Source organism: Hymenobacter sp. HSC-4F20 (genome assembly GCF_019599275.1).
GTDB lineage: Bacteria > Bacteroidota > Bacteroidia > Cytophagales > Hymenobacteraceae > Hymenobacter.
The window spans coordinates 944,370-960,494 of the sequence record NZ_JAHZTD010000001.1 but is presented as its reverse complement, the minus strand read 5'-3'; the positions used below and the strand labels follow the sequence as shown (position 1 = coordinate 960,494).

Annotated in this window: 15 protein-coding genes; 8 read left to right on the top strand and 7 right to left on the bottom strand. The window is 60.8% G+C overall.

The annotated features are described in order from the left end of the window. Positions 1–31: 31 nt before the first annotated feature. From K3G63_RS23015 to K3G63_RS04055, 8 genes are all read left to right on the top strand, one after another. On the top strand, positions 32–1,810 hold the full coding sequence (locus tag K3G63_RS23015) for an OmpA family protein (RefSeq protein ID WP_310794556.1): 1,779 nt from the start codon (positions 32–34) through the stop codon (positions 1,808–1,810). Between the two features lie 167 nt (positions 1,811–1,977). Next, positions 1,978–2,754 carry an ABC transporter permease gene (locus tag K3G63_RS04085; protein WP_220612804.1) on the top strand — a complete coding sequence of 259 codons (777 nt, stop codon included), beginning with the start codon at positions 1,978–1,980 and terminating at the stop codon, positions 2,752–2,754. Between the two features lie 185 nt (positions 2,755–2,939). Further along, positions 2,940–3,770 (top strand): ATP-binding cassette domain-containing protein, encoded by an 831-nt coding sequence (locus tag K3G63_RS04080; RefSeq protein WP_220612803.1) that lies wholly within the window; start codon positions 2,940–2,942, stop codon positions 3,768–3,770. A 102-nt stretch (positions 3,771–3,872) separates the two neighbouring features. Then, positions 3,873–4,940, top strand: a complete 1,068-nt coding sequence (locus K3G63_RS04075) for an energy transducer TonB (RefSeq protein WP_220612802.1) — start codon at positions 3,873–3,875, stop codon at positions 4,938–4,940. Between the two features lie 54 nt (positions 4,941–4,994). Next, on the top strand, positions 4,995–6,353 hold the full coding sequence (locus K3G63_RS04070; RefSeq protein ID WP_220612801.1) for a sigma-54 dependent transcriptional regulator: 1,359 nt from the start codon (positions 4,995–4,997) through the stop codon (positions 6,351–6,353). A gap of 25 nt (positions 6,354–6,378) precedes the next feature. After that, positions 6,379–6,873 carry a hypothetical protein gene (locus K3G63_RS04065; RefSeq protein ID WP_220612800.1) on the top strand — a complete coding sequence of 165 codons (495 nt, stop codon included), beginning with the start codon at positions 6,379–6,381 and terminating at the stop codon, positions 6,871–6,873. A 9-nt stretch (positions 6,874–6,882) separates the two neighbouring features. Then, positions 6,883–8,673 carry an ATP-binding protein gene (locus tag K3G63_RS04060; RefSeq protein ID WP_220612799.1) on the top strand — a complete coding sequence of 597 codons (1,791 nt, stop codon included), beginning with the start codon at positions 6,883–6,885 and terminating at the stop codon, positions 8,671–8,673. A gap of 366 nt (positions 8,674–9,039) precedes the next feature. Then, entirely contained in the window at positions 9,040–9,474 is a 435-nt protein-coding gene (locus tag K3G63_RS04055; protein ID WP_220612798.1) for a Fur family transcriptional regulator, read from the top strand. Between the two features lie 84 nt (positions 9,475–9,558). Here the strand turns inward: K3G63_RS04055 and K3G63_RS04050 are convergent, their stop codons facing one another. The 7 genes from K3G63_RS04050 to sdaAB all read right to left on the bottom strand — a co-directional run bounded on the left by K3G63_RS04050 (position 9,559) and on the right by sdaAB (position 16,011). Further along, entirely contained in the window at positions 9,559–9,987 is a 429-nt protein-coding gene (locus K3G63_RS04050) for an EamA family transporter (protein ID WP_220612797.1), read from the bottom strand. Between the two features lies 1 nt (position 9,988). After that, the gene (locus K3G63_RS04045) at positions 9,989–10,384 is read right to left on the bottom strand and encodes a DUF4259 domain-containing protein (RefSeq protein WP_220612796.1); all 396 of its coding nucleotides are present in this window, start codon (positions 10,382–10,384) and stop codon (positions 9,989–9,991) included. A gap of 35 nt (positions 10,385–10,419) precedes the next feature. Continuing rightward, positions 10,420–10,824, bottom strand: coding sequence for a hypothetical protein (locus K3G63_RS04040; RefSeq protein ID WP_220612795.1), 405 nt, complete (start codon positions 10,822–10,824; stop codon positions 10,420–10,422). 103 nt (positions 10,825–10,927) lie between these two features. Further along, positions 10,928–11,917, bottom strand: coding sequence for an NAD(P)H-dependent glycerol-3-phosphate dehydrogenase (locus K3G63_RS04035; protein WP_259404254.1), 990 nt, complete (start codon positions 11,915–11,917; stop codon positions 10,928–10,930). 222 nt (positions 11,918–12,139) lie between these two features. Then, positions 12,140–13,552: an efflux RND transporter periplasmic adaptor subunit gene (locus tag K3G63_RS04030; RefSeq protein ID WP_220612794.1), complete on the bottom strand. Its 1,413-nt coding sequence runs from the start codon at positions 13,550–13,552 to the stop codon at positions 12,140–12,142. 94 nt (positions 13,553–13,646) lie between these two features. Next, positions 13,647–15,170 (bottom strand): TolC family protein, encoded by a 1,524-nt coding sequence (locus K3G63_RS04025; protein ID WP_220612793.1) that lies wholly within the window; start codon positions 15,168–15,170, stop codon positions 13,647–13,649. Between the two features lie 160 nt (positions 15,171–15,330). Further along, positions 15,331–16,011: an L-serine ammonia-lyase, iron-sulfur-dependent subunit beta gene (sdaAB, locus tag K3G63_RS04020; protein ID WP_220612792.1), complete on the bottom strand. Its 681-nt coding sequence runs from the start codon at positions 16,009–16,011 to the stop codon at positions 15,331–15,333. Between the last annotated feature and the right edge of the window lie 114 nt (positions 16,012–16,125).

Sequence of the window (16,125 nt, the reverse complement as noted above, 5' to 3'; positions counted from 1 at the left end):
ACGTTTTAAACTCTCTTTCTCTCCCTATATCATGACAACTCGCGGTAAAATTGTATTGGGCGCCCTGCTCGTGGCGCTGCTCTACTTCGGCATCAACAAAGTGGTGTCCAGTGGGCTCCTCTTTAAAAAGGCGGCCACCGAATCGGTGGTGCTCAGCTCCATTGAGTTGCCTACGGCGGCCGGCGGCTCCCGCGCCAATGTGGCCGTGCCCCTGGCCCCCCTGCCCTCCAGCACGCCCGCCGAAAAAGGCACGCCCGTGGTGTGGGAGGTAATGGCCTGGAACTCGCAGATGGCGGGCATGCTCGCCAACGGTGGTCCCCGCACTACCCAGGGCTCAAGCATGGCCGCCGGTGGCCTGGATATGCAGATTGTGCGCCAGGACGACGTAGCCAAAATGCAGGCCGATCTGGTGAAAAACGCCCTGGACCTGCAGCAAAACCCCGAAACGCCGGGTTTGCTGGTAAGCATCATGGGCGACGGGCTGCCGGCCTTCTCGGCGGTGCAGCCGCAGCTGGAAAAAGCCGGCACCAGCCTCCAGATTATTCCTTACTCGGTAGGTAAATCGTTTGGCGAAGACAAGCTGATGGGCCCCAAGGAGTGGCTCGACAACCCCAAGGCGGCCCTGGGCAAAACCATTGCCTGCTACCTGCGCGACGGGGACCAGAACATTGCCCTGAAGTGGTGCGCCGACAACGGCCTGAAAGTCAACCCCGACGAAACCACCTACGACCCCGAAGCGGTGAACTTCTTGGCCTCTTCCGACTTCCTGGTGGCCGCCGAGAAATACATCATCGGTAAGCCCGAGCAGCGCACGAAGGTGGTAAATGGCAAGAATACTGGCGTGAAAGTAGACGTAGTAGCCGATGCCGTAGCCACCTGGACGCCCGGCGACGTGAACATTGCTCGCCAGAAGGGCGGCCTCGTCAACATCGTGTCTACCAAGGACTACTCGAACCAGATGCCCAACATCATGGTCACGACCAAGCGCTGGTACGATGCTCACCAGAAAGAAGTGGAAGGCCTGATTACTGCCTTCGCCGTAGCTGGCGACCAGGTAAAAAGCCACCCCGAAGCCCTGCAGCGCGCCGCCGATATTTCGGCTGAAGTGTACGGCGACAAGGACAAGCCCGGCGCGTACTGGCTGCGCTACTACAAGGGCGTGAGTGAGGCCGACCGCAACGGGGAGGTAGTGGAGCTGGGCGGCAGCAAGGCCTTCAACTTCGCCGATAACCTGGCCTTGTTTGGCCTCAACGAGGGCGGCACCAACATCTACGCGGCTGTGTACAAAACCTTCGGCGACGTGCAGAGCCGTCTCTACCCCCGAGAGCTGCCCAGCTACGTACCCCTGGACCAGATGCTGGACCTCGCCCCCCTGCGCAAACTGCAGGACAAATACCGCGGCAAAACCCTGGCCCCGGCCGAGCAGCAGCAGTTTGCCGCCGATGACGAAATCCGCCAGAGCGTGAGCCGCCGGGCCTGGAACATTGAGTTCAACACCGGTCAAAGCTCCTTCACGCCAGCCGCCGAGCGCCAGCTCCAGCAGCTCTTCAACGACCTGGTAGTAGCCGGCCGCCTGAAAGTAGCCGTGCACGGCCACACCGATAACGTGGGCGACCCACAAAAGAACCAGCAGCTCTCCGAGGACCGCGCCCTGGCCGTGGAGTACTGGCTGGAGCAGCGCAGCTCCAGCGCCTTCCCCGAAGGCCGCGTGCAGGTGTACGCCCACGGCGCCACCGAGCCGGTAGCCCCCAACGCTACCTCCGAAGGCAAAGCCAAGAATCGCCGCGTGGAAATCGTGCTGGGTAATTAAAGGGTGAATAGTGAAATGGTGAGGTAGTGATTGTCTGGCATCCTGAGCGCTCAGCAAAGGACCTCTGCAGCGGGTAAGTTTTGCTACCCCCAATAAAGCAAAAAAGGTCTTTTGCTGGGGGCTCAGGATGCCAGACGATTTTTCAATTCCTTCTTAGCCTTTCTCCCATGAAAGAACTCTTTTCTCCCAATGGCCGCCCCCCGCGTACAACGTTCGCGCTGATGATTGCTGCCCAGGGTGCCCTACTGCTGCTTCTGTGGCTGCTGTATCCGTTGCGCCTGTTCCCGTCTCTGGGCGACGTGCTCCGCTCTTTGGCGGATATGGTAACCACCCAGGGCCTGATTCAGGAGCTGTGGGCCAGCATGAGCACGGCCCTGCAGGCCCTGGGAGCCGCCACGGTGGTGGCCCTGCTCATTTCCTACCTCACGGCTCTACCCTTTTTCCGACCCTTGGCTTACGCGGCCTCCAAGATGCGCTACCTCACTCTCACCGGCCTAACCTTCTTTATGGCTCTGATGGTAAGCTCGGGCCACGAGGTGAAGCTATCAGTCCTGATTTTCGCCACCACCGTCTACCTCGTCACAGGCATGACTTCGGTGATCCTGACCACCACCCAACAGGAAATGGACCACGCCCGCACCCTAGGCCTGGGCGAGTGGCGCAGCTTCTGTGAGGTAGTAGTGCTGGGCAAGCTCGATGAGATGCTGGAAGTAGTGCGCCAGAACTTCGCCATTATCTGGACGATGATTACCCTGGTGGAAACCCTCTACCAATCGGAAGGCGGCATTGGGCTGCTGCTCTACAAGCAAAACCGCTACCTCCACCTCGATGGGGTAGTGGCCATTCAGCTTGTCATCCTGGCCGCTGGTGCCGCCCAGGACTACCTTTTCGGCCTGCTGCGTCGGGTGTTTTTCCCTTACTCTGAGCTGGCGGCCGTGCGGTGATGTAGCGGAGACGTTGCTTAGCCTAGAGACGCGACACTTCGCGTCTCGGCGTCAGCTGATGTTGTTTACGCCGGGTCGTTCATCCACAATTGTTCTTACGCCGAGACGTGAAGTGTCGCGTCTCTACAGCCGGGCACACTATTTCCGCATAACCCAACCATTCAGCTCACAAGTTCACCCTTGAAATGACCCCGTATTTCTATAAATCCCCGGTGCTCACCCTCGACAATGTGTCGATGGAATTTGCGGGTGAACCTATTCTGCGCGACATTTCAGCCCAGGTGCTCGACGTGTGCCGGCCGGGCATGAACCAGGGGCAGGTGGTCGGCTTCTACGGCCGCTCGGGCATGGGCAAATCCGTACTCTGCCGCATTATGGCCGGGCTGATGGCCCCGAGCAGCGGTACGGTGCTAGTAGGCCAGAAGCAGCACGCAGTAGCGCCCGGCGCGGTGGGCTTCGTGCAGCAGCAGTACCCGCTGTTCAACCACCGCACCTTGCACGACAACCTGCTGGTAGCCGCCGCCCGCAAGTACCCCGATGCCGCCGAAGCCCGCCGCCTGGCCGATTCCTACCTGGAGCGGTTTCAGCTGGCCGCGCACCGCAAAAAGTACCCCGCCCACCTCTCCGGCGGGCAGCGTCAGCGCGCCGCCATTGCCCAGCAGCTGCTCTGCTCCGACCACCTCATCCTACTCGACGAGCCCTTCTCCGGCCTCGACGTGGCCATGATTGACGAGGTCAAGAAAATTATCCTCGAAGTAACCACCATGGACGAGCTAAACACCGTCGTCATCGTTTCCCACGACATCCAGACCACCACCGCCCTGGCCGACCGGCTCTGGCTGCTGGGCCAGGAGCGGGACGCCAGCGGCCAGCTGGTGCCCGGCGCCACCATCAGTCCCCAGCACCAGTACAACCTGGCCGAAATGGGCTTGGCCTGGCACGAAAACGTGGAAGCCGAACCCGAATTCAACCGCTTCGTGGAGTACCTGAAAGATGAGATTCGGCAGAGCGCTTAACACAGAACGAGTTGCTGACCAAGGAAGCACCTTAGGTGCCGTCTTCGTGGCTTGGGTAACAGCAGTTCCTTCCACTACCTTCGCCTAGGTTACTCCATATACATGTTTACGTATTTCTCCCGTACACTCGCGCTCGTGGGGCTGCTGCTTAGCACCTCTATTCTGCAGTGCTTTCTACTAACAGCAACCGGCCAGTCACTGCCTCCCAGCAAGGTGCAAGAACCCGTGTATCGCTATGTGGAAGAAATGCCGCGGCTGCCTTACATAGGGGCCAGCACCGAAGCACTACAGAACGCGGTGCAACAGCGCCTCGTGTTCCCGCGGGGCACTATGCTGCCAGCGGATAAGCGCGTGTTTGTAGACTTCACGGTAGAAAAAGATGGTAAGGTAACCCAGTTGAAAATCCTCAAGAGCGCTGACCCGAGCCTAGACGCTGTTGTGCTGAACGCGGTACGCCAGCTGCCTACCTTTATTCCCGGCAAGCAAAATGCTCAGCCCGTGCGCGTTACGCTCACCCTACCGCTTACGTTGGTTATGAACCCCTGGGACCCAACGATGGATGCTACGGCCCTGCGCACCGAAGCCCAAACCTGCCAGTCGGGAATAGCGCGCCGCCAGCCCGGCGAAGCAGATACCACCTTTTTGCAGCGCGTGCTTCCCGTTTCATTTTACCTCGGTCGTAAGCCAATTATCTACGCATGGCGGTCAAGTGCCTTTGGTAAACAGCTGGTGTTTTCGGCCAATGGATATGGGGATAATGCTATCAACTTATTCCTCTTTGTGCTGGACCCATACCAAAACGATACTTACGCTGTGCATTCCTTCAATATGGAATCTATGGGTGACCTGACTACGGAGGAAGCCATTTTCTTCGCTGATGTTGATCAAGATGGACAGAAAGAATTGCTGGTGCTCAACGAATGCAGTTTGAAGGAGACCCTCCAGGATGATGACGGTAACGAGCTACACGGACGTGTCGCACACTACGAAACGCGGGTTTTTCAATACCAGGGCTTAAGCAACGCTGGCAGGCCGCAGTACCGCGAGGACCCGACGCCCCGCGACTACCTCAACGAATTACCCACGGCAGCGGCCGTCCGACAAGCCCTGGTTCGCCATCAACGGCCGAAGCCACCCCAGCAGAAGCCGGCGAACAAGAATCTGAAGTAGCCTTTGCCCCCACATTACTCTTGATTCTATCATTCTCACTACTAATTCCCCAAAATGCCCACCGGTACCCTCCTCCTCATCGACGACGAAGCCCGCCTGCGCCAGCTGTTGGCGCGGGTGCTGGAGCTGGAAGGCTACTCCGTGCTGCAAGCGCCCGATGCCACCCGCGGTCTGGAAATGCTCCAGCAGCACGCCGATGCTGTGCTGGTAGTGGTGTCCGATGTGAAGCTGCCCGACGCCCACGGCGTGGACCTGATTCCGAGGCTCAAGGCCAAGGCCCCCGATATTGAAATCGTGCTGCTTACCGCCTTCGGCACCATTCCCGACGGGGTGCGGGCCATGAAGCAGGGCGCCTTCGACTACCTCACCAAGGGCGACTTCGAGCAGCAGTTGGTGGTAGTGGTGGAGCGCGCCGCCGAAAAAGCCCGCCTGCGCCGCCGCGTGGCCGAGCTGGAGCGGCGCATGAGTCAGCGTTACAGCTTCGAGAGCATGATTGGCGCGGCCCCGGCTCTGCGCCGCGCCCAGGACCTGGCCCGCCAAGTAGCCCCTACGGATAGCACCGTGCTGCTGGAAGGCCCCACGGGAGCCGGCAAGGAACTCTTTGCCCAGGCCATTCACGAAGCCAGTGAGCGGAAACACAAGCCCTTCGTGGCCGTGAACTGCTCGGCTTTCCCCAAGGACTTGCTCGAATCGGAGCTATTTGGCTACAAGAAAGGCGCCTTTACTGGGGCCTTGGCCGATAAGAAAGGCTTGCTGGAGGAAGCTTCGGGCGGCACCTTGTTTCTGGATGAAATCGGGGAGCTGGAGCTGAATGTGCAGGCCAAGTTCCTTAGGGTGCTGGAAACGCGCCAGTTCACCAAGCTCGGCGACACCAAGCCTACCAGCGTGAACGTGCGCATCGTAGCTGCCACCAACCGCAACCTCAAGCAGGAAGCAGCCGCCGGTAACTTCCGCCCCGACCTCTACTACCGCCTTTCTGTCTTCACCATCAACGTACCTAGCCTGCAGGAGCGGGCCGCCGACGTGCCGGCCCTGGCCGAGTATTTCCTGCAGCACTTCGCGGCACAGCTGCGCAAGCGCCTACCCAGCCTGGAGCCCGAGTGCGTAGAGCTCCTCCAACGCTACGAGTGGCCCGGCAACGTGCGCGAGCTGAAAAACGTGCTGGAGCGCGCTGCCATCCTCGCCCCCGCCGACCAGCCCCTCTCGGCCGGCTACCTCCCCGACGAGTTCCACGCCCTACCCTCTCCTCTCAGCCCCGACGCCGACCCCACCGACCAGAGTCTGCGCGCCGTGGAAGCCCGCCATATTCGCCAGGTGCTCTACCAGGTGCAGGGCAACAAAACCGAAGCTGCCCGCCGCCTCGCCATCGGCCTCACTACCCTCTACCGCAAGGTGCAGGAGTACGGGCTGTGAACGATAGGCCAGGAAGTGAATAGAGATGAAGCCGCTGGAAGTTATCGAAGCCAAACGCAAGCATCTGGCCCGGCTAGCCAATCAGCAAGGTGCAGCCGGTGAGGTGCGCTTACTGCAGGAAATGGAGAACTGGGTGCCCCGGCCTCGTGGTAAAGGGTTAAAAATCCTCCTTGACTGCTTACGCGCAACGGGTATCAGCATTAAGGCAAGCAGCTTCGATGCTATTGAGCTTCCGAATGTTCAGGCACTGGATTTTACCAGCTCTGAACAGGTGCGAGAGCTACTACCAGAAATGGTATTTATTGAGATAAAAACAGCTAATCAAGCTCGGGTTAAAGCCGACTTCTCGGGCTTCTTCTTCGCGCTTACCGAAAGCGAAATACAAGCGGCCGACGCGCTGGGAAGCCGTCATAAAGTGGCGCTTCGCAACAACATCACGGGCGAAACCCGCATCACCTCCGTGCCTGAAATTCTCGGACGCGCGAAATCATCCAGTTGGCAATTATCTGTACAACTGTAAACTCCACTCATGTCCCTCAAACTAAAAATTCGTCTCAGCATTCTGGTAATGCTGACTTTGCTGCTGGGCTTGGGCGGGTACACGCTACTGACCGTGCAACAACTGAGCGTGGGGACGCGCAGTGTTCAACGGGCTAATTTCCGCTCAGTAGAGTATGGGGAGCAGATGTTGCGGGCCCTGGAGCAGTTACAGGATCAGCCCACAGCGCAAGCACCCTTGGTTCAGCTGCGGCGGGCCCTGACCCGCGAGGCCGCTAACATCACCGAAGCAGGCGAGCTGGAACTGGTAGATACGCTTACCCAGCAGGTAGCGGAGTATCAGCGCCTCGTGGATGACCGGGCGCCTGCCCCCCAGCAACTCGTAAAGCTGCACCAATTGCGGGCTGAAACTCACCGCATGATGCAGCTGAATGCGGCCTCGTTTAATCAGCAAACGGCACAAACGACCCGCTTTGCGGCGCGCTCACGCCATACCGTGCTCATGCTGCTGTTACTGAGCAGTGCTGTGGGGCTGGGGCTGGTTGTGCGGCTGCCGCGGGTAGTGCTGCGCCCCCTGCGCCGCCTGCGGGCCGATGTGGAGGACATAGCCAGCCCCGGGCCGGCTACCCGCGTTTCCATTGCCAAAAACGACGAGGTAGGTGCCGTAGCTCTGGCCCTCAACCGTGCCTTTGGCTACATGCAGGACCAACGCAGCGTAACGCGGGCCGCCCTGGCCACGGAGCGCAGCCGATTGGAAAGCCTCATTGAACACCTCGATGAAGGCCTGCTCCTGCTCGACCCCGAGCGGTGCGTGCTGCTGGCTAACCCCGTGGCCCGGGAACTACTAGGCCGCACGGCTGCCGACCTGGTAGGCCAGCGGGCCGAAGAGTTAAGCCGGGAATCGGGGCTGCTGCGGGAGCTGTTCCGCCCCTTGCTGGAGCAGGAATCGGTGCGGGCCGAGGAGGTGCCCCAGCCCGTCATGCTCACCATTGCCCGGCCCGACGGCGAAACGGCCTACTATCGTCTCACCGTCAGCCACATTGTAAGTCGCAACCGCGAAACAAGCCGCACGGAGTTTGTGGGGCACATTCTGTCCCTGCGCAACGTGTCGGATTTTAAAAAGCTGGACGAGGTGAAGTCGAACTTCCTGGCTACCGTTTCGCACGAGTTGAAAACGCCCCTGGCCAGCATCAACCTGAGTTTGATGCTGCTGCAAGACGAGCGCACCGACCCCGAGGAGCGCCTGCGCATCGCCGACGGCATCCGCGACGAAACCCAGCGCCTACTCGGCATGGTAGGTCAGCTGCTGGCCGTTTCGCGCCTTGATGCTGGCGCCGGCATTCAGCTTGACCTCCAACCAATTACCCTAGCCGAGGTGGTGGACTACGCTACCGATACCGTGCAGCCCCAACTCGACGACAAAGAGCTGCAGCTCCAAGTGCAGCTACCTCCCGACTTGCCCGCTGCCCGCGCCGACGTGGAGAAGACCACCTGGGTACTCATCAACCTGCTGGCCAACGCCATCCGCTATTCCCCGCGCGGTGCCGCCCTCACTGTGCGGGCTTCCTACCGCCAGGAGCAGTTGGAAATCAGTGTGCAGGACTGCGGGCCGGGCATTCCGCCGGAATACCACGAGCGGATTTTTCAGCGGTTTGCCCAGGTGCCCAATGCCTCGGGCCACAAGGGCGGCTCGGGGCTGGGGCTAAGCATTTCCCGCGAATTTATTGAGGCCCAGGGCGGACGACTCTGGGTGGAAAGCCAGCCCGGGCAAGGCAGCCAGTTTCGGTTTACGCTACCCCAAGCCGGCAGTGTGGCTCGGTAGCGTAAATCGTTTTCCCGGGCGCCGTCACAACCGCGCTGTTTTATGCTGCCTGATAGAAAGCTTCGGCCCACGCCAACCAGCAATGCGGTGCTTAAACTGCTGCCTAACGCAGGATGCCGGATGTTTTCTCATGTCACAAACGGCCACGGATTGACCTTGGCAGATGCACCGTAGCGCACCACCTTTGTGCATCCCTCCGGCGCATGGAGGCCCAGCCTTAACCGCCGACACCGTTCCCGTTCCTTTTCCACAACCACTACTCGAAGGCCAGGGCCCGCGCCCTGGCCTTTGTGCGTGGGGAGGCCCAGCCGGGACGTAGACGCAGGAAAAGGAACACGGTAGAATGCGCCGTATGTTTGCAGTACCATGAAAGCTACTGCTGACTCGCTCACTACCTTACTAGCCCAGCACGGGCTGCGGCAGACACCGGTACGCCGGGGAGTACTGCGGCTGCTAGCCTCCTCCCCCTTTGCGCTTACTAGCCACGAGTTGGAACAGGCCCTCGGCACCGATACTGACCGGATTACGTTGTACCGCACGCTTAAAACCTTCGAGGAAAAGGGCCTTATTCACCGCGTCATCGACAATACCGACGTTATCCGATACGCGGCCTGCTCGACCCACTGTACGGAGCACGCCCACTCCGATGACCACGTGCACTTCAAATGCACCCAGTGCCAGCACACCTACTGCCTCGACCACGTCACGATTCCGCCCGTGCTGCTCCCCCAGGGCTTCCGGGTAGAGTCGCGCGACTACCTGCTGGCCGGCATCTGCCAGCAGTGCCAGGGCGCAGCCTAGCGCGGCGTCGCTGCCATACCAAGGCCCGCCGGATGGTACCATCCGGCGGGCCTTGGTATGGCAGTGGCTGTAAACTTGCTCTGGCTAGTGGCCGCGGGCCAGCAGGGCAATGCCCACCACAATGCTGACTAGCCCCAGAGCCTGGGGCCAGGAAAGCGTTTCGCGGAGCACCACCAGCCCCAGCACGGCCGTCAGCAGCACCGAGCCGCCCACAATAACCGGCGTGCCCACCGAGGACGCCACCCCCCGGCTGAACACGATGAAGGTCAGGATTTCGGCCAGTCCTACCCCCACTCCGGCCGCCATAGCCAGGCCTACCCCCTTGCCGCTCAGCTCCAGGGGCTGGCCCTTCAGGCGCAGCCATACCAGCCACAAGCCACCCAAACCAGCGGCCACCAGCTGCAGAATTACTGCGCCGGCGGCGGCCGAAACGTGGTCGGCGGCCAGCTTGATAAAGAAGTTATAGAGGGCCAGGCACAGGGCCGTGAGCAGGGCCAGCACAAGCCACTGCATGCTACTCGGCTGCTAAACGAGCCAGCAGATCCTGCTGCAGTTGCTGCCAGTTGGCATAGTTCGCCGATTCGGCCCAGCGGACCTGCAGGGCCGAGCTGTTGAGCACGGCTTCCACGGCTTCCTGGGCCAGCTCCGCCAGGTCCTCGTCGGCCTCCATCCCATTCACGGCCAGGGTAAGGCCGGGCAGGAAATCGGGGGTAGGATGCCCCTGAATAGCCGCCACGATTTCGGCGGCGGCCAGGGCCTGGCTGGCTTCTTCCTCGTCCAGCTCCTCCTCAGCTTCGGCGGCGGTGGCCAGCACCTCGTAGAGCAGCGCTTCGTTGGGGTTGCTGCGGAATTCCTCGGCCAGGTCGGCCGCGGCATCGTTGTCGAAATTATGGTAGTCCCAGGTGGCCATGTAGTCTGTCAGTTGATAATGGGTGATTTCCGGTATTAGCTGGCTGCAAATAGAGCAGTAGCAGGTCCTAGCCCCTTCTCTACGATTCTCCACCGACCACGTTTGGCGGCAACCCAGCGGTAGTCATTTTTATCAGCCGCATCCAGGTGCCAGTCAATGTCTTCAGCCCAGTACAACATTTCTTGTTGCCACTGACACACAGCCTGCAGGATGATGCTCAACCCAGTATCCACGTTACGCTCATCCTGTACCCAGTTAAATTCAATCACATCCTCAAATACCCATTCAAGGACAGCATTGTCCTTAAACTGGCTCTGAAACCGCATTTTGATGATGGTCTGGTTATCGAAGTGCATAGCCTGCCGCTCATCCACGTACTCCCGGTTCTGCACGGCCACTTCCTTCAGACAGCTGTCGTGAAAACTGCGGTATGTGCGCATTAGCAGGTCGATATCAGCCTGACTTTGCAAAACCTGCCACATAGTAATCGTGCAGAGGGGTAGAGGATATGGTCTGGTTAGATACTGGTAAGCGGAATCGAGCTTACTTAAACTTCTCCTTCAGCAGCTCAATCTCAATGGCGGGGGAAATCTTCTCGTAGAGCACGTGGTAGGCGGCCGAGGTGATGGGCATGTTCACCTGCAGGCGGCGGTTCATCTCGTAGATGCTTTTCACGGCGTAGTAGCCCTCGGCAATCATATTCATTTCCAGCTGGGCCGACTTCACGGAGTAGCCCCGGCCCACCATGCTGCCGAAGGTGCGGTTGCGCGAGAACTGCGAGTAGGCCGTCACCAGCAAGTCGCCGAGGTAGGCCGAGGCCGACAGGTCGCGGGGCTGGGGGTTGACGGCGTGCACAAAGCGGCGGATTTCCTGCACGGCGTTACTCACCAGCACGGCCTGGAAATTGTCGCCGTAGCCCAGGCCGTGGGCAATGCCGCCGGTCAGGGCAATGATGTTTTTCATCACGGCGCAGTACTCAATCCCGTCGAGGTCCTGGGCGGGGTTGGCTTTTACGTAGCGGTTGCGCAGCAAGCGGCTGAAGTCCTCGGCCAGCTCGGCATCCGGGGAGCCGATGGTCAGGTAGCTCTGCTTTTCCAGGGCCACTTCCTCGGCATGGCAGGGGCCGGCCACTACCCCCAGCCGGGTGTGGGGCAGCCGGAACCGGTCGGCCACGTAGTCCGTCACCAGCACGTTTTTGCCCGGAATCATGCCCTTAATGGCCGAGATGATGCGCTTGTGCTTCAGGGCGTCGCGGTCCAGCTTGTCGAGGGTGCTTTGCACGAAGGCGGCCGGCACGGCCAGCACCAGCCAGTCGGCCTCGCGCACGGCGTCTTCCAGGTCGGTGGTAGGGTGCACCCGGTTCAGGTCGTGGGCCACGGAGGAGAGGTAGCGCGGGTTGTGGCGGGTGCGCAGCAGGTGCTGCACGTCGTCCTTGCTGCGCATCCACCAGTGGACGCGGCTGCCATTTTCGGAGAGAATTTTGGTCAGCGCGGTGGCCCAGGAGCCGCCGCCAAGCATGGCTATTTTTTCCAAGGGGTGGGAAGTGGGGAGTAGTGAAATGGTGAGCTGGTAAAATGGTGCGCTGGTGAGTTTGTCGATCAGGCCGCGCGGTTCGGCGCTACTAGCACGCCAGCGCACCATTTTACCAATACGTCAATCTTAGCTAAAAAAAACGGAAGGCCGCCCTGCTGTAGGCAAGGGCGGCCTTCCGCAGCAGATTACTGGCTCAGCTTGAGCGAGTAACGTCTTTACGGCTTATTCTTCCTCGGCCGGGCCTTCCTTCAGGGCCGCCTTGTCGAGGCTCTTGGCATCTTTCACGACTACCGCGGCCCCATCCTTGAGGGTTTTCGATACGGCCCGGAACGGCCCGCTTACTACCTGGTCACCGGCCTGAATGCCGCTCACGATTTCCATGTTCTCGAAGTCGCTGATGCCGGTTTTCACGGGGGTCAGCACGGCTTTGCCGTTGCGGATCAGGAAGACGACCTCCTGCACGTCGGGCGGCGCGCTGCTGGCCGCGGCCGGCGCGGCGCCGCCGGCACTGCCCCGGCCTACGCGCACTACCGGTGCCCCTTTTTGGGCCGAGCCGGCGGTGCGGGCGCTGTCGGAGCGGGTAGTAACGGCGGCCAGCGGCACGCTCAGCACGTTGGCCTTGCGGCTGGTGATAATGTCGACGGAGGCCGTCATGCCCGGGCGGAACGGCACAATGGTGCGGCCCTTCACCGTGCGCTGCAGCTGCCGGTACGACTCGGGCAGCAGGCGGATGCGCACCTCAAACTCCGTGACGGCCTCGGCCGTGAGGGCGTCCTTGGCCGTGTTGGCAATGGCCGTCACCAGCCCCCGGAACTTCTGGTCCTGGCTGGCGTAGGAGTCCACTTCCACGTCGGCCGAGTCGCCCAGGTCCACGTTGATGATGTCGTTTTCGTTTACGCTCACCCGCACCTCCATGTTGTTGAGGTTGGCAATACGCATGATTTCGGTGCCGGCCATCTGGGAGGTACCCACTACCCGCTCGCCCTTCTTCACGTTGAGCTTGCTCACGGTGCCGCTCACGGGTGCGTAGATGGTGGTTTTGTTGAGGTTTTTGCGGGCTTCCTCCAGGCTGGCCTGGGCGCTGCGCACGTTGCTTTGGGCCGCCCGAATGCTCTGGCGGGCCGAGTTGATTTCCTCCTGCGAGGCCTCGTAGGCGGCCTTGCTGGCCTCGTAATCGGCCTGAGAAATTACTTTTTGCTTGTAGAGTGAGGCGTTGCGGCGGTAGCTCAGCTCGGTTTGGCGGGCGTTGGCCAGCAGCTGCTGCAGCCGGGCCTGGCTCTGGCCCACGTTGGCCCGCTGGCTGCCCACCACGGCGCTCTGCTGGTTTACCATCGCCTCGTAGTTATCCGGGCGGATGCGCAGCAGCAGCTGCCCCTTCTTCACGGAGTCGCCTTCCTCCACGTACAGCTCCGTGATTTCGCCCGACACGTCAGGCGAAATCTTTACTTCCGTTTCGGGCTGCACTTTGCCCGAGGCGCTTACCTTCTCTACGATGGTAGTCGGCGCTGCTTTGGCCGCCAGCACTTCCGTACCGGCTGGTTTGCCAATCCAGCCCTGTTTTTTCGCCACCACGATGCCGCCAATCAATACCAGCATAATAGCCAGCAGAATGTACAGGGTGCGGTTATTTCGCATAAATCAAGGAGTGAAGAAGTGAAGGAGTAAGGGAGTAAAGGAGCAACTGAGTGGAACGACGGTTCGTACCTCACTCAGTTGCTCCTTCACTCATTCACAGTTGAATAGGCCGCCCCTGGTAGAAGTCCAGCACTTTGCGGCGGAAAATGAATTCGTACTTGGCCTGAATCATCGTCGACTCGGCGGCCGTGAGGTTGTTTTTGGCAATGTTGAACTCCGTGCCGTTGAGCAGGCCGTTGTTGAAGCGGATTTCGGCGTTGCGGTAGGCCGTAGTCAGGGCTTCTACCTGGCGGCGCGCGGAGAGGTAGCGGCGCTGCGCCGCAATGGCATCGGCGTAAGCCTGCTGAATGCTCTGGCGCAGCTGCAGGCGCGTTTGCTCGGCCCGCAGCTCCTGCTGCTGGATGTTGATTTGGGCGCGCTGCACGCTGGTGCGCGTTTGCAGCCCGTTCAGAATCGGGATTTGCAGCGAAAACTGCAGGCTTTTCCCCAGGTTATCTTTTAGCTGATTAGAGAATTTGGCGGGCAAAAACTCGGATTTCGGCTGGCCGGGCTGGAGCAGAAAATACTGGGAGGGTACTGGCTGCCCCGTTATGCCGGGCTGAAAGATGGGAATCTGCACCGCTTGCGTAGAATCGCCGCTGAATACCCGCGCCAGCCGCGACGAGGAGAAACCCGTGAAGATGCCGGCCCCGAAGGCCAGGCGGGGGTAGTAGCCACCGCGGGCAATATCGAGGCTGCGCTGGGCGGAGCGCACCCGCAGATCGGCGGCCTTAATTTCGGGTAGCAGGCTCTGGGCCGTCTGGTAGGTTCCGTCGGGGTCGGCCTCCAGCAGCGGCTGGTCATCGGGGTCAGCCAGTGGGGGCACCTCAATCTGAAAGCCCGTAGGTGAGGGCAAATTCAGCAGTTGCGTAAGCGAGAGGCGGGCCAGGTCGCGCTGGTTTTGGGCCGTAATCACGTTCAGCTCATCACTGGCCAGCTGGGCCTGAATGTCCAGTAGGTTGCTTTCCGGAATAGAGCCGGCCCGCAGCAGCTTTTGCGTGCGCTCTACCTGGGAGCGGGTGCTGCTTACGCGCACCTCATTGGTGCGCACCAGCTCCTCGGCCAACACGAGCTGCAGGAAGGCCGAGGCCACGTTCAGGGCCAGGTCATTGCGGGACTTCTCAATATCCAGCACGCTGGCCTCCGAGTCCAGGGCGTTGCGCTTTACCGTATTGCGCAGCTGAAAGCCCGAAAACAGCGTTACCTGGGAGTTGGCCGAGAAGTTGTTGGAGCGGATGGTCTGGCTAACGAAGTCGTTGGTCAGCGGGTCGAGGCTGGTGCCGTAGTTCCAGGCCTGGGTGCCCGAGAGGTTAGCCGTGGGCAGCAGCGTTGCCCGGCTCTGGCGCAGGGTAGCGTTCTGCAGCTCGGAAGTGAGTTGCTGCTGGCGCACCGTCAGGTTGTTTTGCAGGGCGTAGTCGATGGAGCGCTGCAGCGTCCAGGGGCCAGTGGGGGCTGCCGCCGGCAACGTTCCGGCCGGGGGCTGGGCCGGGGTAGCAGGCACGGTCGTTTGCGCCTGCCCCGGCCCGGCGGCCAGCAGTCCGCCCGACATACTCAGCAGCAGCCAGTAAAAACGCTTCATAGCAACAAAGAGAAAGGAAAGTGGGCAGTAGGGACCCTGGCCGCCGGGCCCCTGCGCGGAGACCGGCCACCAAAGGTATCAGGTGGCGCAGGGTGCCGGGTAGTAAATCAACCAACTCCGCAAAATTTACCGTTAACCGGAACGTTGCGGCGCTTAGTTCTTAGTCGATGGTGGGAATATACGTGACGCGGTGCACCCAGCGCAACTGCCGCAGGTACTCCAGGGTAATGGGGCGCAGGCTGGAGTCAACCTCGATAAACTGCCGGGCCACGTCGTTCTTGCCCTTGCGCGAGACGAACATGGTGGCAATGTTGCACTCATCGTGGGCAATGACGGAGGCAATAAAGGCAATGGAGCCCGGCACGTCGTCCGCGTCGAGGATGAGCGTATGCAGCGAGGCGGAGAAATCGGACGGAAAGCCATCCACTTCCACAATCCGGATGACGCCGCCCCCCCGGCTCTGGCCCACCACTTCCACGGCCTGGCCCGTGCGCTCGTCGCGCAATTGCAGGCGGATGGTGTTGGGGTGCATGGTGGAGGCGTTGCCTACCCCCTGAAACGTGTACTGGAGCCCGGCTTCCTTGGCGTGGTCGAAGGCTTCGCGGATGCGCACGTCATCGGTGGGCATGCCCAGCAGCCCGGCCACAATGGCGCGGTCGGAGCCGTGGCCCTCGTAGGTGCGGGCAAAGGAGTTGTAAAACGTAATGGTGGCGTGGGTGGGCGTGCTGCCCAGAATACGGATGGCGGCGCGGGCAATGCGCACTACCCCGGCGGTGTGCGAAGAACTGGGCCCTATCATCACGGGCCCAATCATGTCGAAAATACTGGATTTCTCTGCCATTGCGTAAAGGTAGAAGATGAGGCGACATGTAAATGGCAATAAGGCGAGAGGGAACGGGAGAATGATAAGAGCAGGCAGAAAGCGGCCCGAGGGTAGAGTAAAGTAGTCCGTAGG

Excerpts from the sequence above, each read along its gene's own strand:
- K3G63_RS04025 (WP_220612793.1), bottom strand. The coding sequence starts at position 15,170 with ATGAAGCGTTTTTACTGGCTGCTGCTGAGTATGTCGGGCGGACTGCTG.
- K3G63_RS04055 (WP_220612798.1), top strand. The coding sequence starts at position 9,040 with ATGAAAGCTACTGCTGACTCGCTCACTACCTTACTAGCCCAGCACGGG.
- K3G63_RS04070 (WP_220612801.1), top strand. The coding sequence starts at position 4,995 with ATGCCCACCGGTACCCTCCTCCTCATCGACGACGAAGCCCGCCTGCGC.
- K3G63_RS04045 (WP_220612796.1), bottom strand. The coding sequence starts at position 10,384 with ATGGCCACCTGGGACTACCATAATTTCGACAACGATGCCGCGGCCGAC.
- K3G63_RS04030 (WP_220612794.1), bottom strand. The coding sequence starts at position 13,552 with ATGCGAAATAACCGCACCCTGTACATTCTGCTGGCTATTATGCTGGTA.
- K3G63_RS04050 (WP_220612797.1), bottom strand. The coding sequence starts at position 9,987 with ATGCAGTGGCTTGTGCTGGCCCTGCTCACGGCCCTGTGCCTGGCCCTC.
- K3G63_RS04085 (WP_220612804.1), top strand. The coding sequence starts at position 1,978 with ATGAAAGAACTCTTTTCTCCCAATGGCCGCCCCCCGCGTACAACGTTC.
- K3G63_RS04065 (WP_220612800.1), top strand. The coding sequence starts at position 6,379 with ATGAAGCCGCTGGAAGTTATCGAAGCCAAACGCAAGCATCTGGCCCGG.
- K3G63_RS04080 (WP_220612803.1), top strand. The coding sequence starts at position 2,940 with ATGACCCCGTATTTCTATAAATCCCCGGTGCTCACCCTCGACAATGTG.
- K3G63_RS04075 (WP_220612802.1), top strand. The coding sequence starts at position 3,873 with ATGTTTACGTATTTCTCCCGTACACTCGCGCTCGTGGGGCTGCTGCTT.
- K3G63_RS23015 (WP_310794556.1), top strand. The coding sequence starts at position 32 with ATGACAACTCGCGGTAAAATTGTATTGGGCGCCCTGCTCGTGGCGCTG.
- sdaAB (WP_220612792.1), bottom strand. The coding sequence starts at position 16,011 with ATGGCAGAGAAATCCAGTATTTTCGACATGATTGGGCCCGTGATGATA.
- K3G63_RS04040 (WP_220612795.1), bottom strand. The coding sequence starts at position 10,824 with ATGCGCACATACCGCAGTTTTCACGACAGCTGTCTGAAGGAAGTGGCC.
- K3G63_RS04060 (WP_220612799.1), top strand. The coding sequence starts at position 6,883 with ATGTCCCTCAAACTAAAAATTCGTCTCAGCATTCTGGTAATGCTGACT.